The organism is Serratia sp. FGI94 (genome assembly GCF_000330865.1).
In the GTDB taxonomy this organism is placed as follows: Bacteria; Pseudomonadota; Gammaproteobacteria; order Enterobacterales; family Enterobacteriaceae; genus Serratia_B; species Serratia_B rubidaea.
Genome location: NC_020064.1, coordinates 3228963 through 3252026 on the forward strand (window position 1 = coordinate 3228963; position 23064 = coordinate 3252026).

At 61.6% G+C, this 23064-nt stretch carries 21 protein-coding genes; 5 read left to right on the top strand and 16 right to left on the bottom strand.

The window, feature by feature from the left end; translation table 11 throughout:
* The first annotated feature begins 92 nt into the window (after positions 1 to 92).
* On the top strand, positions 93 to 1223 hold the full coding sequence (gene nrdB / locus D781_RS14720) for a class Ia ribonucleoside-diphosphate reductase subunit beta (protein WP_015673128.1): 1131 nt from the start codon (positions 93 to 95) through the stop codon (positions 1221 to 1223).
* A 1-nt stretch (position 1224) separates the two neighbouring features.
* Entirely contained in the window at positions 1225 to 1485 is a 261-nt protein-coding gene (gene yfaE / locus D781_RS14725; RefSeq protein ID WP_015673129.1) for a class I ribonucleotide reductase maintenance protein YfaE, read from the top strand.
* A gap of 132 nt (positions 1486 to 1617) precedes the next feature.
* On the opposite strand, the gene D781_RS24295 is transcribed toward yfaE, so the two are convergent.
* Both D781_RS24295 and D781_RS14730 read right to left on the bottom strand, forming a co-directional pair.
* Positions 1618 to 1833 carry a Hok/Gef family protein gene (locus D781_RS24295; protein ID WP_015673130.1) on the bottom strand — a complete coding sequence of 72 codons (216 nt, stop codon included), beginning with the start codon at positions 1831 to 1833 and terminating at the stop codon, positions 1618 to 1620.
* Between the two features lie 166 nt (positions 1834 to 1999).
* Positions 2000 to 3196 carry a nicotinamide mononucleotide deamidase-related protein YfaY gene (locus D781_RS14730; protein ID WP_015673131.1) on the bottom strand — a complete coding sequence of 399 codons (1197 nt, stop codon included), beginning with the start codon at positions 3194 to 3196 and terminating at the stop codon, positions 2000 to 2002.
* 244 nt (positions 3197 to 3440) lie between these two features.
* Here D781_RS14730 and tyrP point away from each other — a divergent pair, with 244 nt between their 5' ends.
* Positions 3441 to 4649: a tyrosine transporter TyrP gene (gene tyrP / locus D781_RS14735; protein WP_015673132.1), complete on the top strand. Its 1209-nt coding sequence runs from the start codon at positions 3441 to 3443 to the stop codon at positions 4647 to 4649.
* 56 nt (positions 4650 to 4705) lie between these two features.
* Here tyrP and D781_RS14740 read toward each other — a convergent pair whose 3' ends face one another.
* Positions 4706 to 5248 carry a YfaZ family outer membrane protein gene (locus tag D781_RS14740; RefSeq protein ID WP_015673133.1) on the bottom strand — a complete coding sequence of 181 codons (543 nt, stop codon included), beginning with the start codon at positions 5246 to 5248 and terminating at the stop codon, positions 4706 to 4708.
* A 336-nt stretch (positions 5249 to 5584) separates the two neighbouring features.
* Between D781_RS14740 and katA the strand changes: the two genes are divergently transcribed.
* Positions 5585 to 7021, top strand: a complete 1437-nt coding sequence (katA, locus tag D781_RS14745; RefSeq protein ID WP_015673134.1) for a catalase KatA — start codon at positions 5585 to 5587, stop codon at positions 7019 to 7021.
* 35 nt (positions 7022 to 7056) lie between these two features.
* On the opposite strand, the gene menE is transcribed toward katA, so the two are convergent.
* The 12 genes from menE to D781_RS14805 all read right to left on the bottom strand — a co-directional run bounded on the left by menE (position 7057) and on the right by D781_RS14805 (position 20364).
* Positions 7057 to 8448, bottom strand: coding sequence for an o-succinylbenzoate--CoA ligase (gene menE / locus D781_RS14750; RefSeq protein WP_015673135.1), 1392 nt, complete (start codon positions 8446 to 8448; stop codon positions 7057 to 7059).
* Positions 8436 to 9419, bottom strand: a complete 984-nt coding sequence (gene menC / locus D781_RS14755) for an o-succinylbenzoate synthase (protein WP_015673136.1) — start codon at positions 9417 to 9419, stop codon at positions 8436 to 8438. Before menC ends, menE begins: the two co-directional genes overlap by 13 nt.
* Entirely contained in the window at positions 9419 to 10276 is an 858-nt protein-coding gene (gene menB, locus D781_RS14760) for a 1,4-dihydroxy-2-naphthoyl-CoA synthase (RefSeq protein WP_015673137.1), read from the bottom strand. The genes menC and menB overlap by 1 nt, the downstream gene beginning before the upstream one ends.
* Positions 10277 to 10287: 11 nt before the next feature.
* The gene (menH, locus tag D781_RS14765; protein ID WP_015673138.1) at positions 10288 to 11055 is read right to left on the bottom strand and encodes a 2-succinyl-6-hydroxy-2,4-cyclohexadiene-1-carboxylate synthase; all 768 of its coding nucleotides are present in this window, start codon (positions 11053 to 11055) and stop codon (positions 10288 to 10290) included.
* Positions 11055 to 12731 (bottom strand): 2-succinyl-5-enolpyruvyl-6-hydroxy-3-cyclohexene-1-carboxylic-acid synthase, encoded by a 1677-nt coding sequence (gene menD, locus D781_RS14770; protein ID WP_015673139.1) that lies wholly within the window; start codon positions 12729 to 12731, stop codon positions 11055 to 11057. The genes menH and menD overlap by 1 nt, the downstream gene beginning before the upstream one ends.
* A 182-nt stretch (positions 12732 to 12913) precedes the next feature.
* Positions 12914 to 14212, bottom strand: a complete 1299-nt coding sequence (menF, locus tag D781_RS14775; RefSeq protein WP_199557136.1) for an isochorismate synthase MenF — start codon at positions 14210 to 14212, stop codon at positions 12914 to 12916.
* Between the two features lie 144 nt (positions 14213 to 14356).
* Positions 14357 to 14668: a stress response protein ElaB gene (gene elaB / locus D781_RS14780; protein ID WP_015673141.1), complete on the bottom strand. Its 312-nt coding sequence runs from the start codon at positions 14666 to 14668 to the stop codon at positions 14357 to 14359.
* A gap of 142 nt (positions 14669 to 14810) precedes the next feature.
* Entirely contained in the window at positions 14811 to 15302 is a 492-nt protein-coding gene (locus D781_RS14785; protein ID WP_015673142.1) for a DUF1097 domain-containing protein, read from the bottom strand.
* 203 nt (positions 15303 to 15505) lie between these two features.
* Positions 15506 to 16747 (bottom strand): MFS transporter, encoded by a 1242-nt coding sequence (locus tag D781_RS14790; protein ID WP_015673143.1) that lies wholly within the window; start codon positions 16745 to 16747, stop codon positions 15506 to 15508.
* A gap of 397 nt (positions 16748 to 17144) precedes the next feature.
* Positions 17145 to 18017, bottom strand: coding sequence for a DMT family transporter (locus D781_RS14795; RefSeq protein WP_015673144.1), 873 nt, complete (start codon positions 18015 to 18017; stop codon positions 17145 to 17147).
* Between the two features lie 50 nt (positions 18018 to 18067).
* Entirely contained in the window at positions 18068 to 18475 is a 408-nt protein-coding gene (locus D781_RS14800) for a cupin domain-containing protein (protein ID WP_343228823.1), read from the bottom strand.
* 65 nt (positions 18476 to 18540) lie between these two features.
* Complete coding sequence (locus tag D781_RS14805; RefSeq protein ID WP_015673146.1) at positions 18541 to 20364, bottom strand: thiamine pyrophosphate-binding protein; 1824 nt, start codon at positions 20362 to 20364, stop codon at positions 18541 to 18543.
* A 309-nt stretch (positions 20365 to 20673) separates the two neighbouring features.
* Here D781_RS14805 and D781_RS14810 point away from each other — a divergent pair, with 309 nt between their 5' ends.
* Entirely contained in the window at positions 20674 to 21549 is an 876-nt protein-coding gene (locus D781_RS14810) for a LysR family transcriptional regulator (protein ID WP_041411837.1), read from the top strand.
* Between the two features lie 57 nt (positions 21550 to 21606).
* On the opposite strand, the gene nuoN is transcribed toward D781_RS14810, so the two are convergent.
* Positions 21607 to 23064, bottom strand: coding sequence for an NADH-quinone oxidoreductase subunit NuoN (nuoN, locus tag D781_RS14815; RefSeq protein ID WP_015673148.1), 1458 nt, complete (start codon positions 23062 to 23064; stop codon positions 21607 to 21609).

The window sequence follows — 23064 nt, forward strand, 5'->3', positions numbered from 1 at the left end:
CTGAGGGCCGGGCGTTCGGCCCCTACATAGTCAGCACGTAGGGGCCGGAGCAATCCGGCCTCTATCTGTGTGGTATCAAAGGATTCAGGCTCATGGCTTACACCACTTTTTCTCAGAAAAAAAACGATCAACTGCTCGAACCGATGTTCTTTGGCCAGTCGGTCAACGTCGCGCGCTTCGACCAGCAAAAATATGAAATTTTTGAAAAACTGATCGAAAAACAGCTGTCCTTCTTCTGGCGTCCGGAAGAAGTGGACGTTTCCCGCGATCGCATCGACTATCAGGCCCTGCCGGAACACGAGAAACATATCTTCATCAGCAACCTGAAGTACCAGACGCTGCTAGACTCCATTCAAGGCCGCAGCCCAAACGTCGCCCTGCTGCCGCTGATTTCGATCCCCGAGCTGGAAACCTGGGTGGAAACCTGGTCCTTCTCCGAGACCATTCACTCCCGCTCCTACACCCACATCATCCGCAATATCGTTAACGATCCTGCGCTGGTGTTTGACGATATCGTCACCAACGAAGAGATCAAAAAGCGCGCGAAAGACATTTCGTCCTACTATGACGATCTGATCGCGATGACCGGCTATTACCATCTGCTGGGAGAAGGCGAGCATCAGGTGAACGGCAAAACCGTCACCGTCAATCTGCGCGCGCTGAAAAAGCAGCTGTACCTGTGCCTGATGAGCGTCAACGCGCTGGAGGCGATCCGCTTCTACGTCAGCTTCGCCTGCTCATTCGCCTTTGCCGAGCGCGAACTGATGGAAGGCAACGCCAAAATCATCAAGTTGATCGCCCGTGACGAAGCGCTGCACCTGACCGGCACCCAGCATATGCTGAACCTGATGCGCTCCGGCGCCGACGACCCGGAAATGGCCGAGATCGCCGTTGAATGCCAGCAGCAGTGCTATGACCTGTTCGTCCTGGCGGCGCAGCAGGAAAAAGAGTGGGCCGAATACCTGTTCAGCGGCGGCTCGATGATCGGCCTGAACAAAGATATTCTGTGCCAGTACGTGGAATACATCACCAACATCCGCATGCAGGCCGTCGGGCTGGGCGCGCCGTTCGAAACCCGCTCCAACCCGATTCCGTGGATCAACGCCTGGCTGGTGTCCGACAACGTACAGGTGGCGCCGCAGGAAGTGGAAGTCAGCTCCTACCTGGTCGGCCAGATCGATTCCGAGGTCAACGCCGACGACCTGAGCGATTTCGAGCTGTAAGATGGCGACGCCAACCGTCACGCTGCGGGCCTCCGGCACGCAGCTACGCTGTCCGGCGGATAAAAACAGCCTGCTCGACGTGCTGGAGCTGCACGACGTGCAGGTGGAATATCAGTGCCGCTCCGGCTATTGCGGCGCCTGCCGGCTCAAGCTGGTGAAGGGCCAGGTGGTCTATCGCCAGCAGCCGCTGGCGTTTATCAATGACGGCGAGATCCTGCCCTGCTGCTGTATGCCGCAGGCGGATATCGAACTGGAATTGTAAAAGGGTGCCTGAACCAACGCCCGGATGCCGGAAATAGGCGGGATAACCCGGTTGCTGCCCTGCAGCAACCTTGGCGAAACGCCGCGACGGCCTTGTCCGCCTTTCGCCGTATCACGTTATCCCGCACTATGATTACCGCTTCACATCACATGCCAGCGTCATATGGATAGTAATATTCCCCTGGTCAATCTTCAGCTCGCAGAGCGAACCTTTTATCATTCCAAAGAATATTAAAACCGTAATACATACAACAACTAACAGGTGTAGCGCATATTTTTTATGCACTGCTTGCCTCCTTGCGGTGAAGGGGCTACCATACCGGTGTCTAGGCGGTATGAGCAGCCCCATTCTGATTTAGAGTCAGTCTGGGGCTTTCATTTATCCGCCCTGCCACACCATGCTCAAGACGAACAGACTCAAGCACCCGCAAGCAGAATAACAGCATTGTCCCGCAACGAATATCCCCTATAATTTTATGATTAATAAGGGATATATCATCAGCATCAACGCTTTGCTATTCGATGATCTCCACCATCTCCAGCCAGCCGTTTTTACCGCATACCTGCCCGCCGGCCAGCCAGCGACGCAGCATATCCAACGCCAGCATCGCTACCGACTCCTGCCGCAGGCGCAACCCATGGCGTGAGGCGCGATAGCGCACCGTCTGTCCGACGCTGCCGCGCGGCGTATGCAGCGCAATACTGACCTGCTCATCCTGCATCGCACTGACCGCCAGCGCCAGCTGTGCGCCCGCCAGCTGCGCCAGCGACTGCGCGCGTGCGATCACCGTCTCCAGCGTTTCCAGGCAGTGCGACGGCAGCAGCTCGCCCCCGGCCAGCGGCGCGTCCGCGCTTTGCAGCTGCAGGTTGATCAGGCCGGCGCTGAACTGCTCGCTGAGCGCCAGCTTCAATCCCTGCTGCTGCAGCCGCTGCGCCAACACCGCCGGCAGCCCCGCCGTGCCCTCAAAAATCGTATTGTCGCCGGCAACCTGCCGCACCCGCTGCCAGGTGCTCTCCATCGCCTCCCGCTGCGCCTGCGGGCCGGTCAGCTTCAGCTCAATAATCGGGCTGGAGGAGCGGTAGCCCAGCACCACGCCTTCCGGCAGCGGCATGCCGTCCAGCTCGGCGGCCAAATCGCTTTCCGAACAGCCAAAGGTGGTCAGCCGCAGACACAGTGGCGGCGCGGACAGCGCAAAATGCTGGCGCAGACGCGGCACGATCTGCTCCGTAACCATGGTCTTAAACTCGGAGGGAACGCCGGGCGTGAAGAACATCAGGCATTTATTCAGCCGCAGCATAAAACCGCAGGCGGTGCCGACGCGGTTATCGATAAGCTCGGCGTTAGCCGGGATCTGCGCCTGTTTGCGGTTGGAGGCGGCCATCGGCCGGCCGCGTTCGGCGAAGTAGGCTTCCATACGGGCGATCCACGCCGTCTGCTCCACCAGCTCAACGCCGGAGGCCTGCGCCGCCGCCAGCGCGCTGAGGTCGTCGCTGGTTGGCCCCAGACCGCCGTTGACGATCAGGATATCCGCAATCTGGCTGCGCGCCTGCAACGTTTCAATCAGCGAGGCGAGGCTGTCCCCCACCGTTTCACGCCCGCTCATCGGGATCCCCTGCTGGAACAGATAGTCAGCCAGCCAGGCCGCATTGGTATCAATAATTTGCCCATGCAACACTTCGTCGCCGGTGCTGAGCATCTCAACCCTTAACATTGATCTCTCCCACATTTTCTGGTCATTCCACTATAGAAGCCTGTAAATAACTTTTCACTATCTATAAATCGTTTCTTATCACGCTAAGCAATTTTCTGAATAACCGTACCGTCCGCGTCGGTGTAATTATTAGTTTACAAGCAATGTAACGCCTGTTTGACATATTTTGCGCCTTCAACTATCCTGCCGCTCACGCAAATCGTTACCTATAATTTTTTCAAACTCATCAACCACAGAGAAAAACGTGAAGAATCGCACTCTTGGCAGTGTTTTTATCGTAGCCGGCACCTCTATCGGCGCCGGAATGCTGGCGATGCCGCTGGCGGCGGCCGGCGTCGGCTTTGGCGTAACCCTGAGTTTACTGATCGGGCTGTGGTTGTTGATGTGTTACACCGCCCTGCTGCTGGTGGAGGTCTACCAGCATGAACAGGCCGATACCGGCCTCGGCACCCTGGCGAAGCGCTACCTGGGTGGCGGCGGGCAGTGGCTCACCAGTTTCAGCATGATGTTTTTGATGTATGCCCTGACCGCCGCCTATATCAGCGGCGCCGGCGAGTTGCTGGCGGCCAGCATCAGCCAGTGGACCAATAGCCATATGTCCAATGCGCTGGGCGTACTGCTGTTTACCCTGATTGCCGGCGGCGTGGTGTGTATCGGCACGCATTCGGTGGATATGTTCAACCGCCTGCTGTTCAGCGCCAAAGTGGTGTTTTTGATCGTGATGCTCGGCCTGATGCTGCCGAATATTCATCAAACCAATCTGATGACGTTGCCGCTGGAACAGGGCCTGGCGCTGTCGGCCATTCCGGTGATCTTCACCTCCTTTGGCTTCCACGGCAGCGTGCCAAGCATCGTCAACTACATGGGCGGCAACATTCGTAAACTGCGCTGGATTTTTATCATCGGCAGCGCGATTCCGTTGGTGGCCTACATCTTCTGGCAGCTGGCGACGCTCGGCACCATCAATTCAGACACCTTTATCGGCATTCTGGCGCAGCAGGCAGGCTTAAACGGGCTGCTGCAGGCGATGCGCGACGTGGTGGCCTCGCCGCACGTCGAACTGACGGTGCACCTGTTCGCCGACCTGGCGCTGGCAACCTCTTTCCTCGGTGTGTCACTGGGCCTGTTCGATTTCCTGGCCGATCTGTGCAAACGCAAGGACAACGCCGCGGGACGTCTGCAGACCGGCCTGATCACCTTCCTGCCGCCGCTGGCCTTTGCGCTGTTCTATCCGCGCGGCTTCGTGCTGGCGCTGGGCTTTGCCGCCATTGCGCTGGCGGTGCTGGCGCTGCTGCTGCCTTCGCTGCTGGTGTGGAAAACCCGTCGCCAGCATCAGACGGCGTATCGCGTGTGGGGAGGAACGCCGGCGCTGGCGCTGGTGTTTGTCTGCGGTATCGCGGTGATTGCCATTCAGTTAAGCATTGCCGGCGGGCTGCTGCCGGCGGTGGGCTAAGCAGGAAATAACAACGGGGGCCTGGCGGCCCCCGTTGTTATTGCGCTGACGTCGGATCAGAAACTCAAACCGACACCGATATACGGCCCGTCGGCCAGCGTGTTGTCGCGGTGGCCGTCTTTCCCTTCCATCTTCATATAGCGATAGCCGACATCCACGCTCAGCGGACGCAGAACGTTCCAACGCAGGCCGCCGCTGGCTTCGCTGTACGACTTCACGCCGCTGGTGAAGGCATCCGGCGCAAAGTAGCCTTCGCCATGCAGGCTGAAGTAGCGGTTGATGGTCCACTCCAGACCGCCGCCCAGCGCCAGTGCCCCGCCGTCCTTACCCTCTTTCGGGCTCAGATACAGCGCCTTGCCGCCGACGGTGGCGCTCAGCGGGCCGGCCGGCAGGCTGAAGGTCAGCCCCAGGCTGCCGACGTTGCCGTCATGATCGCTGCGCGCCCAGTTGCCGTTCAGGCCGAACCCGGCGCTGTTACTGCCGAGGCCGACGCCCAGGTTGGTGTAATGGCGCCCGGCTTCGGCGGACACGCCGATGGCGCTCGCCGTTCCGCTGACCAGCAGCAGGCCTGCTGCGCATGCCACTAAACTTTTCTTCATGTGCTTTCCCTTATTGCGTTGAACGGTTCGCCTGATATGCGATGCCTGAACGGGCCATCGTAACGCGAACTCTCTATACCGAAGCGCAACAGCCTATCAGCGCAGCCTGCCTGAGAAAAACCTTTTCCAATCAAACGAATGTAAATTTTTGTCCGCCGACAGGAAAATTCTCACTGTTACCGACAACAATAACTCAGACCTATTTGCCGCAGCGGATTAATAGGTCTACAAATAATAGTGCTTTTACCGATGCGCGGCGGCGACACGCCCCGCAGGTAATGCTGAGTCACCCGAGTATGCGCTATCACAGTTAACTGCCATATCAAGGAGCACAGGATGAGCAAGAAAGGATTAACCACCGCGGCCGGCGCGCCGGTTGTGGATAATAATAATGTCATCACCGCCGGCAAACGCGGTCCGATGCTGCTGCAGGACGTCTGGTTTCTGGAGAAACTCGCCCACTTCGACCGGGAGGTGATCCCGGAGCGCCGTATGCACGCCAAAGGTTCCGGCGCTTACGGCACCTTTACCGTCACCCACGACATCACTCAGTACACCCGCGCCAAAATTTTCTCTGAGATCGGCAAACAGACCGAGATGTTCGTGCGCTTCTCCACCGTGGCCGGCGAGCGCGGCGCGGCCGACGCAGAGCGCGACATCCGCGGCTTTGCCATGAAGTTCTACACCGAAGAGGGCAACTGGGATCTGGTGGGCAACGATACGCCGGTATTTTACCTGCGCGATCCGCTCAAATTCCCGGATCTCAACCACGTGGTCAAGCGCGATCCGCGCACCAACCTGCGCAACCCGGTTTACAAGTGGGACTTTTTCTCTCACCTGCCGGAATCGCTGCACCAGCTGACCATCGACTTCAGCGACCGCGGGCTGCCCAAATCCTACCGCCATATACACGGCTTCGGCAGCCATACCTTCAGCCTGATCAACGCCGACAATCAGCGCTTCTGGGTGAAGTTCCACTTCCGCTGCGAACAGGGCATTGAAAACCTGATGGACGATCAGGCCGAGGCGATCATCGCCAAAGATCGCGAAAGCTCGCAGCGCGATCTGTTCGAGGCGATCGAACGCGGCGATTTCCCACGCTGGAAACTGCAGGTGCAGATCATGCCGGAGCACGAGGCGTCGCAGACGCCGTACAACCCTTTCGATCTGACCAAGGTGTGGCCGCACGCCGACTACCCGCTGATCGACGTCGGCTTCTTCGAGCTGAACCGCAACCCGGACAACTATTTCTCCGAGGTTGAGCAGGTGGCGATGAACCCGGCCAACGTGGTGCCCGGCATCGGCTTCTCGCCGGATAAAATGCTGCAGGGCCGCCTGTTCTCTTACGGCGACGCGCACCGCTACCGCCTGGGCGTCAATCATCACCAGATCCCGGTCAACGGCGCCAAATGTCCGTTCCATAACTACCACCGCGACGGCGCAATGCGCGTGGACGGCAACAGCGGCAACGGCGCAACCTATGAGCCGAACAGCTTTGGCCTGTATCAGGAACAGCCGGACTTCAGCGAACCGCCGTTGAGCATTGAGGGCGCGGCCGACCACTGGAACCACCGTGAAGACGACGACTACTACAGCCAGCCGCGCGCGCTGTTTGAGTTGTTAAGCGCTGAAGAGCATCAGCGGATGTTCACCCGCATCGCCGGTGAGCTGTCGCAGGTGCCTGAGGCAATCCAGCGCCGTCAGGTGGCGCTGTTCACCCGCGTCCATCCGGACTACGGCGCCGGCGTCGCCAAGGCGCTGGGCCTTAACTAAAACCAGCGCCAACGGGGGCCGTGAATATCGGCCCCTTATCGATCCGCCGCCCGCCACTGCCGGCCGGCCCACTCCTGCACCTGCCGGCGCGCAATCTTGATGCCGCCGCCTTTTAACTGCTCCGGCAAATGCCACAGCGCCACGGGACGCTGGAAATTCGCCAGCCGCCCCTGCGCCCACTGCAGCAGCGCATCCAGCGACAGCTCGCCGTCCCCTTCAATCACCGCCGCCGGACGCTGGCCGAATTCGGCGTCATCCACCGGCACCACAAACACCTGCGAGATCTGCGGATGCGCCGCCAGCACCCGCTCCACGTCTTCCGGCTGCACGCCTTCGCCGCCGCTGAAAAACAGATTATCCAGCCGGCCGATAATGCGCAGTTCACCCTGCGCCATCACGCCGCGATCGCGGCTGTGGAACCAGCCCTGCGCATCGCCGATCGGCCACAGCCGGCCATCGCGCCAGTAGCCCAGCGCCATGCTCGCCGCACGGATCCACACCTCCTCATCCACCAGGCGGATTTCCCGTCCCGCCAGCGGCATACCGACGCCCGGCAGCCCATCGGCGCGCTTGGCGCACACCGTCGAGGCAAATTCGGTCAGGCCGTAGCCGCACCAGCAGCGGATGCCGCGGGCCTCCGCCTGCTCCGTCAGGGACAGCGGGATCATCGCGCCGCCCAGCAGCACGTCTTTCAGCGTTAATGATGCCTGCGGCTGACTGAGCAAACGCCACAGCTGCGTCGGCACCAGCGACGCGTGGCTGCAGCCCGCCAGCGCCTGCGCCAGCGGCATGCCAGCGCGTACCGCCAGCTGCGCCCCCGCCGCCAGCCAGCGCCAGACGATGCTCTGCCCGGAGACATGATACAGCGGCAGCGACAGCAGCCAGCTGTCGCCGGGTTGAAACGTCATCAGCTGCAACACCCCTTCCGCGCTGGCCAGATGTCCGGCGCAGCTGTGCCCCGCCGCCTTGGGCAGGCCGCTGGAGCCGGAGGTCAGCGTCAGCGTCGCCAGCCGCCCGGGCTGCCAACCGCTGTCGCACGCTTCGGCGCTACCCGCCGCATCGACGTCCAGCAGCGGTACGCCGCCGAGCCCCGCCGGTGCCCCGTCCGGCGCCACGGCAAACCGCATATCCAGCGCCGGCAGCAGCGCCGCCAGCGTCTGCGCCGGCAGCGCCGGGTTAAGCAGCAACAGCCGCGCGCCGCACTGCAGCAGCGCCAGGTAGGCCAGCAGCAGCGGATAATTATTGTTGCCGCACAGCGCCACGCCGCAGCCCGGCGTCACGCCCTGACGCTGGAAGCCGGCCGCCAGCGCATCAACCCGCTGTCGCAACTGCCGCCAGCTGACCGTCTGCCGGTCTACCGTCAGCGCGGTGTCCACCGGCCGCCGCCGCGCCCAGTAACGCCACGGCCAGTCGTTCAGCTGCGCCATACGCACTCCAGCGCCTCAACCTCCAGCAGCGGCAGCGCGCTGTCCGGCCAGCGACGCAGCAGCTGCGCCTGCATCAGCCCCAGGGTATCCAACCCCGGCACGGTATCCGGCGTCAGCCAGTGCGCCATCCGCGCCAACTGGGTCAACCCCAGGCTGGATTCCAGGCTGGAGCTGATCACCGCCGTCAGCCCGGCCTGCTGCGCCTGCTCAATCAGCAAGCGGCAGCGGCTCAGGCTGCCGGTCAGCGTCGGTTTAATCACAATCGCCGCCACGCCCGCCTCGGCCTGCACCACAAAATCCGCCTCGCGCACGCTTTCATCCCAGGCGATGGCGATGCCGCTCTCCCGAGCAAACGCGCGCGACTCGTCGCGGGTTTTGCAGGGCTCTTCAATAAACGCGATGCGCTGACGCCACGCCGGGTTGACGTATTTGGCGAAGCCGGCGGCCCGCGCCGGCGTCCAGCTGCGGTTGGCATCCAGCCGCAGGCGCAAATCCGGCAGCGCCTCCAACAGCATATTGACCACCATGCCGTCGCGCACCGCCTCATACAATCCGACCTTCACCTTGGCGATCTTGTCGCCCGGTAGCGCCGCCAGTTCGGCAAACAGCGCATCGGGGTCGCCGGTGCACAGCGGCGCCTTGCGATAATCAGCCGCCGCCGGCAGCTGCTGCTCGCACTCCGCCAGCGCGCAGCTGACGCCAAACGCTACCGACGGCAGCGCGCTCTCGGCCGGCAAACCGCCGTCCAGCCAGCCCGGCAGCCAGCTCAGCAACGCCTGCTGCGCCTGCTCCAGCGATTCATGGCTGAACGCCGGCAGCGGTGCAACTTCGCCCCAGCCGCTGCACTCGCCCTGCTGCAGATGCACCAGCAGCCCGTCGCGCGTTTTCAGCCGCTGGTGACGCAGCACAATGCCCGCCTCCATCGGCAGACGATAGCGATACACGACGGCACTACGCTTCGCGGCCGCCATTACGGGTTACGCTTGAATTTGCTGAAGTCAGGCTGGCGTTTCTCGTTGAACGCATTACGCCCTTCCTGACCTTCGTCGGTCATATAGAACAGCATGGTGGCATTGCCCGCCAGCTCCTGCAGACCGGCCTGACCGTCACAGTCGGCATTCAGCGCCGCCTTCAGACAGCGCAGCGCCATCGGGCTGTTCTGCAGCATCTCGCGGCACCAGCGCACGGTCTCCCGCTCCAGCTGCGCCAGCGGCACCACGGTATTCACCAGCCCCATATCCAGCGCCGCCTGGGCATCATACTGACGGCACAGGAACCAGATTTCGCGCGCCTTTTTCTGGCCGACAATACGCGCCATATAAGAAGCGCCCCAGCCGCCGTCGAAGGAGCCGACTTTCGGGCCGGTCTGGCCGAAAATCGCGTTGTCCGCCGCAATGGTCAGGTCGCACATCATATGCAACACGTGGCCGCCGCCGATCGAATAGCCGGCTACCATCGCCACCACCGGTTTCGGGCAGGTGCGGATCTGGCGCTGGAAATCGAGCACGTTCAGGTGGTGTACGCCGCTGTCATCCTGGTAGCCGCCGTAGTCGCCGCGCACCTTCTGATCGCCGCCGGAGCAGAACGCCTTATCGCCCGCGCCGGTGAGGATAATCGCGCCGATGCCGTCGTCGTAGCGCGCATTGGCGAGCGCCTCAATCATCTCTTTTACCGTCTGCGGACGGAACGCGTTGCGCACCTGCGGGCGGTTAATGGTGATCTTCGCGATGCCATCATGCGACTTGTGATACAGGATATCGCTGAAATCGCCGCTGCAGTCCTGCCAGTCGATGGCGGCATACAGGTGTTCTTCATTCGGATAAAGCATGTTCGATTCCTTTAAGCGGGATTAACAAGAAAATCATTCAGCTGCGCGGCAAACGCGCGCGGATTGGCCAGATGCGCATTGTGTCCAGCCTGCTCGATGATGCGCAGCGGCAAGCCGGCCGCGCGCGTCAGCGCTTGAAATTTGGCGTCTTCGGCGCCGCACAGCACCAGCTTCGGCAGCGGTAACTGCCGCAGCTGCGGTGCCAGCCAAGGCTGACGCCCCAGCGAGGTGGCCTCCAGCATGGCGGCCACCGCCGGGCCGTCATTGTGCGAGCGCGCTTCAATCAGCGCCTCGCGGTGAGGCGCACTCAGTTCGTGAAACACCGGCTGCCGGTACCAGTCCGCCAGCACCTGCGGCAGCGGTTCGGCGCGCAGCCGCGCCGCCCAGCGGGCATCGTGCTCGCAGCGCTGACGGCGCAGTTCATCGCTGGTCAGCCCCGGGTTGCCGCCTTCAACCACCAGCCCCTGCAAACCGGCCGTGTCGCCGTAGCAGGCGTGATACATGGCGATGCGCCCTCCCAGCGAATAGCCCACCAGCCAGTAACGCTCAATCTGATGCTGGCGCAGCGTGGCGCCGACCTGCCGGCTGACGTCGGCAAAACTGCGGCAGCGCTGGCCGGCCGACTCGCCGTGCCCCGGCAGATCGATCGCCAGCGACGGCCATTGTGCGCAGCGGGCGGCGATCACCCGCCACTCATTATTGTTGCCCAGCAGGCCATGCAGCCAAACCAGCCACGGGCGCTGGCGCTCGCCCCGTTGCAGTACGCGCGCGGCCAGCATCAGCGCGCCGCCATCTGCGCCAGCAGGCGGCGTAAGGTTTCCGCCCCCGCGGCTGACGTAACCTGCAGCTCGATCAGCGTTGCGCCGCGGTGACGCCAGCCGCACTCAACCGCCTGTTGCAATGATTCCCAGTCGCTAACCTGCGCATACGCCAGCTGGAACATAGCGGCAGCATGACGGAACTCTACCGCCTGCGGCATACAGTAAAAGCGTTCCCTTTCTTCTTCCGGCGTCGGCAGCAGGGAAAAAATCTGTCCGCCGTTGTTATTCACCACGACAAGCAGCGTCGGCGCCGAACAGTGCCGCAGCAGCGCCAGAGAATTCAGGTCATACAGCGCGGATAAATCCCCCACCAGCGCCAGCGTAGGTTTGCCGCCGGCGCGCTGCACCCCGGCGGCGGTGGAAATCAGGCCGTCGATGCCGCTGGCGCCGCGGTTGCTGAACACCGGATAGCCGGCGGGCAGCTGCGCCAGCGCGTCAACCAGCCGCACCACCAGGCTGTTGCCCAAAAACAGCTGCCCGTTCTCCGGCAGCAGCTCCGGCAGGCGATGCGCCAGCTGCGCTTCGCCGAAGTCGTGGCGTACTTCAGCCGCCACCGTCTCGAATGCATCGTGCGCCAACGCCGGCAGCTCGGCGGCCCAGGGCGCGCGCGGCTGCGCCGGATGCAGCGCCAGCCAGTCGCCGGCCGTCGCAGAAATACGCCGGCCGCGATGCTGCGCCGGATCGAGCCGCCCCGGCAGGTCGTCAACCAGCCAGTACTCCTCCGGCTGGCAGTTCGCCTGCCACTGCAGCAGGCGTTTGCCGGTCAGGCTGCCGCCGAACTGAATCACCAGCTGCGCATTGTCCAGCAGGCGACGCGCCTGCGGCTGCGCCAGCCACAGATCGGCGCACGGCAGCGGCTGACCGGTCTGCGACAGCACGTCGCCAATCAGCGGCCAGCCCAGCGTCGCCGCCCACTGCGCCAGCTGTTCGCCCTCTTCGGCGTCGATGCGTCCGGCCACCACGACGCCGCGCTTTTGCCGCCAGAAAAACCAGTCCGGCTGCGCCTGCTGCGTCTGCTGCGCCGTCGTCTCGCGCAGCCACGGCCGGTTTCCCGTCCACCAGTCGCCCAGCGCGGCGGACCAGTCGGCATACTCGCGCTCATCGCCGCCATACAGCGGTTCGGCAAACGGGCAGTTGATGTGTAATGCGCCGTGCGACAGCCGCGCCATCGCATCGTCGACGGTGGAAACCAGCCAGCGGGCGGGAATATCCGGCGTCGGCCGCGGCAGGTCGATGCTGCTCGCCGGATGGGACGCATACAGGCCGCGCTGACGGATCGCCTGATTGGCGCCGCAGTCAATCAGCTCCGGCGGCCGGTCGGCGGTGAAAAACACCAGCCGCTCCCCCGTCAGCCCGGCTTCAATCAGCGCCGGATACAGGTTGGCGGCCGCGGTGCCGGAGGTAACGATCACCGCCACCGGCTCGCGCCCTGCCTTCGCCAGACCGAGCGCCAGGTGGCCCAGTCCGCGTTCATCAAAATGGGTATGGCAGATAAAGGCGGGGTTGGCGGCCGCCGCTAACGTCAGCGGCGTTGAACGCGAGCCGGGCGCAATACACACATGCCGTACGCCGTGGCGGGACACCGCCTCCAGCAACAACGCCGCCCAGCGGCGGTTAAAAACACTTGTCGACATAGTTGGCTCACAAGTCACAGCGATTGGCCGGGAACATAACCATCACGACCAAATTCACTAAAAGTCATTAACAATAATTATATGAGCAGTTATTCCGGCAACCCTTGCGCCAGCGCAAAAACAGGTGATATCCCGCTAACAGGAATTCCTCTTGCCGATCAATATTAGGGAGATACGCGCAATTAATCAGCGGCCGCAGCCGTCGTCGGCTCCGGCTGCAGCAGACTGCGCAGCGCCGCCGCCTTGTTGTCCAGCTCCTGCCACTCCTGCGCCGGGTCGGAGCCGCTGACGATGCCGGCGCCGGCATACAGCTGCAGGCTGTCGTCGTCAATCTGGCAGGAGCGCAGCGCCACGCAAAACTCAGAGCGCTCGGCGGACAGATAGCCGGCGCAGCCGGCGTACCAACCGCGCGCCGCCGGCTCATGCGCAGCGATAAACGCCCGCGCCGCCTGCCGCGGCAGACCGGCAACCGCCGCCGTCGGCTGCAAACGCTGCAGGCAGTCCGTATCGTCCGCCGTCTGCAGCTGCCCGGCGATGCGGCGGCGCAGATGCTGCACCTTACGCAAACGCAGTACTTCCGGCGGCTGCACGTCCAGCGCGCTGACGCGCCCCTGCAGGCGCTGGCAGATATCATCCACCACCAGCAGGTTTTCATGCTGGTTCTTGCGGTCGTCCAGCAGCCACTGCGCCAGCTGCTGCGCCCGGGCGTCATCGCCGTCGTTGGCCACCGTGCCGGCCAGCGCCTCGGTCAACAGCCGCCGTCCGTCGCGCAGATAGAGCCGCTCCGGGCTGGAGCCGAGAAAGGCGGAACCGGCGCTAAAACGCAGCATAAAGTGGTAGCAGTGATGATTTACCCGGCGGCTAGCCGCCATCAGCGCCGGCGCAGGCAGCGGCTGCGCCAGCGTGAGACGGCTGCAGCGCGCCAAAACCACCTTCTCCAGCCGCGCGGCGGCAATCGCCGTCAGTGCCTGCTGCAGCATCTGCGTCCAGCCCGCCGCATCGGGATAATGCGCCACCGCCTCAACCCTCGTCCGCAGCGGCGCGATCGGCGTCGCCGGCGCCAATGTCGCCAGCCAGTCGGCCGTCTCCGCCGCATTTTCCGTAAACAGGTTAAGCGTCAGGCTTGCGCGCTTATCGCGCCGCTGCCACGCCAGGCGTGGCAAAAACAGGCAGGATGGGCCGTCAAAGGCCGTTAATCCCCAGACGCGCGCCGTGGGGTGCGCCGCAATAAACGCCTGCGCGGCGGCCGCATCACTGAACTGGCGCAGCGCGCCGCATACCGCCACTTCTTCCTGCTCATCCCGATGACGCCAGTAAAACTGCGGAAACGTGGATTGCGCCGCCAACCACGCCAGCAGGTCGTCGCTGCATGCGTCACTGACGGGAAGGGAGATCTGCCGGAAACCGGCCGCGTCTGGGAAAGGTTGCGCCAGCCGCTGACGCAACTGCTGCAACAATGCTGAGATATGTTCCACCGCCACCTCATTAACCAAACGAAATGTAGGGGATTATACGGTAAAAACCGCGAGAGAGTCGGAAAAATAAAGCCCAGCGGCCAGGCAGAAACAGAACTATCAGAAAAAGAGAGCAGGCGACCGCTACGCGGCCGCCCTCATTACGAGGCCCTACTTCCGGGCCAGCAACAGGCCGAAGACCAGACCGACCGTCGCGCCGATGCCCACGCTGTGCCAGGGGTTATCACGCACATAATCGTCGGTGCGATGCACCGCCTCTTTGGCACGCGCATAATACCCTTCGGAAGCGTCGTTCAGGCGCGCCTTTACCTCCTTCAGCGCCTGCTCCGCATGGCTCTTGATATCCACATAAGCCCGATCGGCGCGATCGCCCGAATAGTCCAACACTTCCTGCAGGGTATCGCTGAGCATGCGCAGATCGTCATCAAGGTTGGTGCGACTTTCGTCCGTATATCTTGTCATTTCACCGTTCTCCATTGTTGTCGCCGCCGGATTTTAGCACCGTGCCAAGATCCGTACGGCATAGCAGGTTCGCCGTCCCTAAACTATAGACAACAACTGCCGGCGCTCGCCAGACGAATAGCGGCTAACCAGGCGTTCCCCGTCAGGCGTCTCCCGCCGTTGAGGTGGCCGGCACCCCAGCCCGGCGCCCGCGCGCCGCCAACCACAGACCGCTGTTTTTCATCGCAAAGCCGAACAGCAGCCCCACCAGCAGCGACAGCGTCACCAGACGCCACTCACCGTCGCCGGCAAAGGTGGCGCAGGCGCCGATAAAGGTGCCCGGCACAAAATTGAGCCACTGTTGCCAGGCCTGAATACACATCAGGAACGCCACCACGCCGGTCAGCACATAGCCCAGCAGGCTCCAGGCCGGCTCCAGCGCGCTGCCGTGAATAATCAGCATCGCCCAGAACACGCCGCTGCAACAGGTCAGCGTACTGACCAACAGACCCTTTACCCCGCCCTGCGGACAGGCGAAATATGCCGTGCAGCCCAAAAAACCCGCCCAGCTGATCAACCCGAGGCTGAGGGCAACCCAGCCCCAGATGCCAGAAAGAATGCCGGTGGTAACGGCAATGGCAACAAGTACATTCATAATACCGACCCTGGTAAAAAAGAAGCGTGCAGTTTACCGAAAAGCGTCCGGCTGTATATGATCGCGATCAGCAAACGCATGCAATACGCGGCGGCGGCAAGGCGGGAAGCAGGCAAAAAAAAACCAGCGTGCAAGCACGCTGGAAATGACACACAACAACACCAGGGAAATCGTCGGTCGTGCAGTATGCGGCTAACGCAGGCTTAGCGCGGGAATCCCGCTCGCGTTACCAACAGCCCCAAAGCGAGGCATACCACGGCACTGACCATAAACAGTAAATTCACCGCCAGCTGCAGGCTGGCATGGTCGATAACTACCCCCAACAGGATCGGCACCCAGTTGGCGATATAAGCAATCACATAAAACAGCGAAATCAGTCGCGCATGGCTGGACTTCGGTGAAATCAGGTTCACCAGCGTCGCGCTGCCGACAAAAATCGCCCCGTAAGCATAGCCGGCGATAACCATACCGGCCGCGGCCAGACCCAGCGAGTGGATCTGAATCGCTTCGGCGAACACCACCACCGACAGCGCCTGCGCCAGACAGCCAAACATCAGCGAGTGACGCGCGTTAATCCGGCGGCTCAAAATCTGGCTGATACCGGCAATCACCAGGTAAACCGCGATCACATAGCCATACATACCACGGCTATGCATGCCCAGCAATTTCTCCGCGACGTTCGGACCAATCGCCAGAATGCTGGCGGCCACCGCCCAGCAGGTAAACAGCGCGCCGGCACACAGGTAAAACTTGATGCCGGTAGCGCGCAGGCCATCTGCCAGCGAACTCTTGGCCGGTGCGGCGGTGCTCTGCACATCCCCCGCCGGCGCAACCGCCGCCGACCCCGGCCACTTCAGCATCACGCCCAGCGCCGCGATCGCCGCCACCGCCATAATGATGATAAACGGCAATGACGTGGTGTAAAACCCGGTCTGCAGCGCCAGACCGCTGAAAATCGGCCCCAGCGCCAGGCCGGTGGTAAAGGACAGCGTAGCAATCAGCGCCGCCACCTTGCCGCCGTCTTTCGGCCCGAAGCGCACCAGCGCAATGTTCGCCGCGCCGGTCAGGGCACCGGTGCCGATGCCGGCCAGCAGGCGCGCCATAAACATCATCACGAACGAATCCGCCATGGAGAACAGCAGCGCGCCGGCCAATACCACCAGCAAAGCCGGCACAATCATGCTGCGCAGGTCGCGAACTTTGCCGGCCATATTGCCTACGCCGAACAGCGAGATCAGCACGCCGCCGGCATAAGCACCATAAATAATTGTCAGGCTGACTGACGTTAAACCTAACTCATGTTGATAAAGCGGATACAGCGGCGTCGGTGCACTGCTATTTAATAGTGCCGACATTAACGCCAGCGCCAAAAATAGCAAAATGGCAAAATGCGACGCGCCCGATTTCACTTTAGCGGCTTCTTCAACGGCCACTCCGTCAGACATCTCTTTCTCCTGAAACTTGCGGCCTTTGGCCGTAATAAACACCCCTTCCTGAAAACCAAAACGTATCAGGAAACGCGTTTATCATACCGTTCAGGAATAACCGCCAAAATAGCCAAGAATGCATCAGGGTGATTCAATTATGCATACCGGCCGTCAGTTATATACTCTCGCAAGCTATCAGACGAATGCGTTATAAGTATCTATTATCACTGTTAGTTACGCATAAGCCTAGCCCTGGCGATGGATAAATTGCGCATAAGGATATAAGAGAATCGACTAAGCGATAAATAAAATTTCCCGTTATTTATCGGCTAACACGCTAAAAATAAGTAAAAAAAATAAAATAAAAAAATGAAATAGTGAAACGGCGCGTATCAGCGCGCGCCGTTGAAAAGGCTTAATCCTGCGCCGCCGCGGCCGGGCGACGCACCTTCGCCGGCGCGCGCCGCAAAATCGCCAGACCGCCGGAAAGAATAATCAGCGCCATGCCGACGGCGGCAATATACGACTGTTTCTCATCAAAGATCAGATAGCCGAGCAGCGTAGAGAAGATAATTGTGCTGTAGGAAAGAATGCTGACTATCACCGGGTTGCCGCTGCCGTAAGCGCGCGTCATGGTTATTTGCCCCAGGCTGCCGAAAACGCCAATCGCACAGACATTCAGTAACGTGACGGCATCCAGCGCGGCAAAGCCGATTGCGCCGGCCATCGCCAGCCCCACCAGCGTGCCGACCAGTGAAAAATAGAACACTACCCGCAGTTCCGGCTCGCCGGTGCGCACCAGCTTGCCCACGTTAAAATAGGCCAGCGCAGTCAGCAGGCCGGACAGCAGGCCAATCAGCGTCGCCGCATACTCGCCGTGCGGCATATCCGGCCGCAGCAGCACCAAAATGCCGACAAACCCCAGCAGCACCGAAAACAGCAGTTTGCCGGTCAGCTGACCCTTGGCGGTGATAAAGGTAATCACCGATTGAAAAATCGGGTTGGTGTAACCCAGCGTCGTCGCGGTGGCGATCGGTAAATGGATCAGGGAATAGAAACCGCAGTACATTGCCGCGTTGCCAATCGCCGCGCGTTTCATATGCAGCCCCAGATGCCGGGTCCGGAAACCGAGACGCTTTATCTTGATCAACGCGGCGACGATCAGCACATTGACGAACGAGCGGTAAAAGATAATGTCGAAAAAGCCGACCTTCGCCGATGCCAGCTTTATACTGGCGCCCATCAGCGCAAAAAACACGCTGGCCACCAGCATCCATAACGCAACCATATATTCCCCGTTAATCGCGGCCGAACGCGCCGCCTTGATAAGTCCGCCGGTTATTTGGCCTCGGCGATGGTCAGCGGGCGATTATCCGCACAGGCAAAGAACACCAGCATCTCCGCCCCCTGCGCGCCTGCCTGCCCCTGATGGACAATGTCGACCGTATCGGTGAACGAATCGCCTTGACGGAAGGTTCGCTTTTCTCCGGTCTTCGCCACCGTCAGCGAGACGCTGCCCGCGGTCATGTGCACCGCACTGATGCAGGGGTGCGTATGCCAGGCCAGCACCCGATTCGGCTCCACCGTCACCTTCAGCATGGTGATCTGCGGCGCACCGGCGGGATAATGGCCGTACGGCGTCCCTTCCCAGGAGTTTTCCGTCTTCAGCAACGTCTGTTTATTAATCCCTTCGCCATGGCTCTCTTCCGCCCACGCATTCATACAGGCCAGCATCATGGCCGCCATTACGCCCGACCGACACATCATTGTTATCACTCCGCAATTTTATAAAACCGCGTAAATACTCCCGATCATTGTTCGCGGATGCGTTGCTCATATTCCGCCACGCTCTCGGCATAGTAACGATTGGGTGCCCGATGGTTTCCTACCATCATTTCAATCAGATACGGCCCGTCATGCGCCGCTGCGGCGGCCAGCGCCGTATCCAGCTCGGCCAGCGTGGCGGCCCTGGCGGCGGCCACGCCCAGACTGCCGGCAAACGCCCGCCAGTCGTGCGACGGCAGCGCGGTATATGCCTCGCCGACGCCGCTCTGCTGCAGGGTGTCGATATGCATCGCGCCGTGCGCGCAGTTATTCATCACCAAAAAGATCATTTTCAGTCGGTAGCGGGCGGCGGTCTGAATCTCCATGCCGTGCATCAGCATACAGCCGTCGCCGGTCACCACCAGGCAGTCACGCTGCGGCGCCGCCAGTTTGATGCCGATCCCGGCGCAAATCGCCCAGCCCATCGGCGCCAGCGCGCTGGAGGTATGATAATCGCCAACGCCGTGGCTTTGCCAATGGTGAGCCATAAAGATACGGTGCGCCCCGGAATCCACCACCACATTGGCGTCCGCGGCGGTGCGGCTGCGCAAATGCTCCACCACCTCGCCGGGATACAGATGCTTTTCCCCCGCCATCATACGCGCCGTACGGTCCGGCTGTCGCTGTTCCAGCGGCAGCTGGCTGACGTGCCCCATCCACTGGCTACGCAGCTTATTCACGCAGGCCAGGTGAGGCTCGTTGCTGTCAGCCGCCGCCAGCAGGTGCTGCAGCGCGGCGCTCAGGTTGGAGAAAATCTGCACGTCCGGCTGATAGTGCGAGCCGATCTGGTCGAAGTCTTCATCAATCACCACCAGCGTTTTGGTGCCGTGCAGTTGCGGGTGCCAGTTCAGGCTGTCGCGCTGGTTCAGATCGCACCCCAGCACCAGCAGCACATCGACCTCGTCGCCATTGATGGTTTCCACCGCCCGGGTATGGCCGGCGAAGCCGTACAGGCCCAGCGCCAGCGGATGCCCCTCCGGGAACGCTCCCTTCCCCGCCAGCGTGGTGGCGACCGGCAGGTGATACTTTTCCGCCAGACGGCGCAGCAAATCGGCATCCTGCGGATTATTCACCCGGCTGCCGGCCAGACAGGCGATATTCAGGCCGCGCAGCAGGTAATCATCGAGCAGCGCGTCCAGCGCCGGCAGGTCAATCGCCGTTTCACGGCGGCGCGATGCTCCCGGCGAGGAGGATTCCTGCGCCGGACGTTTTTGTATATCCACCGGCACGCTCAGATAGGTGCGCCCTTTCCGCTGGCCGTTCAGGCATGACAGGCTGCGGCGCAGCTCGTACCGCAGCGTATGCGCCTGCTTCACCTCAATGGCGTTGCTCAGCAGCGGTTTGACAATGGTCAGCTCATCAATACCGCTGTTGCTGCCGTCCTGAAACGCGCCCTGCGCCTCGTGATAGGTGGCGATACCGCCGGCCAGATACATCACCGGAATTTTATCCGCCTGCGCCGCCGCCATCGCCGGCAGGAAGTTCATGGTGCCCGGCCCAGAGATGCCAAGACACACGCCGAAGTTGCCGCTGGCGCGCGCATAGCCGTCGGCCATAAAGCCGCAGGCGGTTTCATGGGCTGCAACGATCCCGGCGATCGAAGAACCGTCAATAGACTTAATCAATGGATAGATCAGTTTGCCCGGCACCAAGAAGATATGCTGAATGCCGCGCTCGGCGAGCGTCTGGATAATGACGTCGGCGTTATTACCATATAGCGCGGGTTTGGCGGCGGCCGGGAAGCCGCCTGCGATCGCACCCGCGTTAGCCACCGCTGCGGGAACGCACGTATTTTCTGCGTGAGACGCCATGTTTTATGTCCAGTCACAATAGAGGGTCGAGCGCATCTCCACCAGGCGCTGCCGCCTATCGAGACTGGCTCCAATGAGTCGCCGACGATGAACTGTGCGGTAGATCACGCCAGCGCATCCGTTAGCATAAAGTTCGGCAGGTAAAAATAAAGATGCAAAATTGCTTCACAATGATGCATTTTTTTATACCATAAAACATAATAGATAATTATGATACGGGTGCCTCATTTTTAGCGCAACCCCCATTGCAACCCGGATAAGCCAATACAACCCCCTGTGGCATCCCGCCGCTCTCAAAAAAGGAAGTCGTTGATGAATTGGGATGATGCACGCTTTTTCCTCGCCGTAGCCCGCTGCGGTACTTTACGTAAGGCCGCAAATGAGCTACACGTCGACCAGGCCACCGTCGGACGCCGTATTTCCGCCTTTGAGGAGTCCCTCGGCTCCAAGCTGTTTATCCGTACCCCCAAGGCGTTCTCCCTCAGCCCGCTGGGCGAAGAGATGCTGGCGGACGTGATGAATATGGAAAACGCCGTGCAGGCCATCGCCCGCAAGGCGACCAGCGGCGACGAAAGCCTGTGCGGCAATGTGCGCATCGCCACTACCGACACCATGGCTGAAGCCTTCGTTATCCCGGCGCTGCGCAGCCTGCGCGAACAGCATCCGCAGATCACCGTGACGCTGCTGACCGCGGTGAATATTTCTGATATCTCTTACCGCGGCGCCGATCTGGCGATCCGCGGCGCGCGGCCGGAGTCCGACGAACTGATTATCAAACGGCTGGCGACCATTGAGATGGGGCTGTACGCCACACAACACTATCTGGACGAACACGGCATGCCGGCCAAGGGCGAGCACCTGCGCGGCCACAACCTGCTGATGTTCCCACGCGAGCTGGTGCCACGCCACTGGAGCAACTTCTGCGGCGAAGCCCTGATCGACCCGAACGTGGTGCTGCAGTGCAACTCGCAGCTGCTGCTGCGCTCCGCCACCCGCAGCGGCCTCGGCATCGGCCTGCTCTCTTCGTTCCTGGCGGATAACGATCCCGATCTGGTGCGGGTGCTGCCGGAGAATCAGGACTGGGTCGACATCTGGTTGGTGCTGCACCCCGATCTGCAGCGCGCCGCGCGGGTGCGCGCGGTGGTGCAGGCGCTGGAAACCGCATTTCAGAACTGTCCGCAGTAATTCCTGCAGGCATAAAAAAAGGTCGCCGCGGCGACCTTTTTGACGTTAACAACGCAATCAGAACAGCGGCTGCGCCATCTGCACCAGCGTAATCAGCGGCTGCGGATAGATACCCAGCACCAGCACCAGCGCGGCGGAGATCAGCACCACCACCCCGCCGGCGGTCAGCGCCCAGTTGCGCGGCGTGTCGCGCGACAGCGTTTCCGGCGCGTTGAGATACAGGCTGACGGTCACGCGCAGGTAGTAGTACAGGCCAATGGCGCTGCCCACTACCACCGCACCGGTCAACCACCACAGGTGCGCGCTGACGCCCATCGCGATCACGAAGAACTTACCGATAAAGCCCAGCGTCATCGGAATACCGGCCAGCGACAGCATCATCACCGTCATCACCGCCGACAGAATCGGCTTATGCCAGAACAGACCGCGGTAGGAGAACAGCGAGTCCGCATCCGGCCCGCTGTACGGGCTGGACATCAGGCTGACTACGCCGAAGGCGCCCAGGCTGCTGAACAGATAACCGGCCATGTAAACGCCGACGGTTTCCAGCGACAGCTGGTGCGTCTGCACCGCAATCAGCGCCACCAGCAGGTAGCCCAGGTGAGCGATAGAAGAGTAGCCCAGCAGACGCTTGATATTGGTCTGGCTGATTGCCATCAGGTTACCGAACAGGATGGAGCAGAAGGCGATAATCGCCAGCACCGTACGCAGCGCTTCGCTGTCGGCCGCCGGCGCGTACAGGAACAGACGCATCACCACCGCAAAGATGGCGATTTTGCTGGCGGTGGCCAGGAAGGTGGAAACCGGCGCAGGCGCCCCCTGATACACATCCGGCGTCCACAGCTGGAACGGCACCAGCGACAGCTTGAAGCCCAGGCCGACAATCATCATGCCCATACCGGCCAGAACCAGCGGCTGGTGCATCATGTTTTCACCGAGGCTCTTGCCGAGGCCGGACAGCGCCAGCGTGCCGGATTCCGCATACAGCAGCGCCATGCCGAACAGCAGGAAGCTGGAGGCGGCGGCGGACAGCAGCATGTACTTGATGGCCGCTTCCAGCGGACGCTTCTGGCGGTAGGCGTAGCCCACCAGGCCGAACAGCGGCAGCGAGATCAGCTCAATCCCCAGGAACAGCGAGGCCAGATGGTTGGCGCTCGCCAGCAGAATGCCGCCCATTGCGGCAATCAGCACCAGCAGATAGAACTCTTCACGGTTGTCCGGATAACCGACCAGCCAAGGATAGGCGAAGGTGCAGGTCGCCAGACTCGCCAGCAGCACCAGCCCGGTGTAGAACATGGAGTAACCGTCAACCCGCAGCAGCGGGGTAACGTCCATCGGGCCAGCCTGGCCGACAAAGTACAGCGAAAGCAGCGCCAGGTTAAGACCGATCACGGTCAGGGTCGCGTTGATAAAGTGGTCGCGTCGCCACGCAATGCCTAGCATCACAACCACCACCGTCAATCCGACGATCAACAGCGGCAACAGTGCGATCAGTTGTTGAGGAGTTATTGTCAT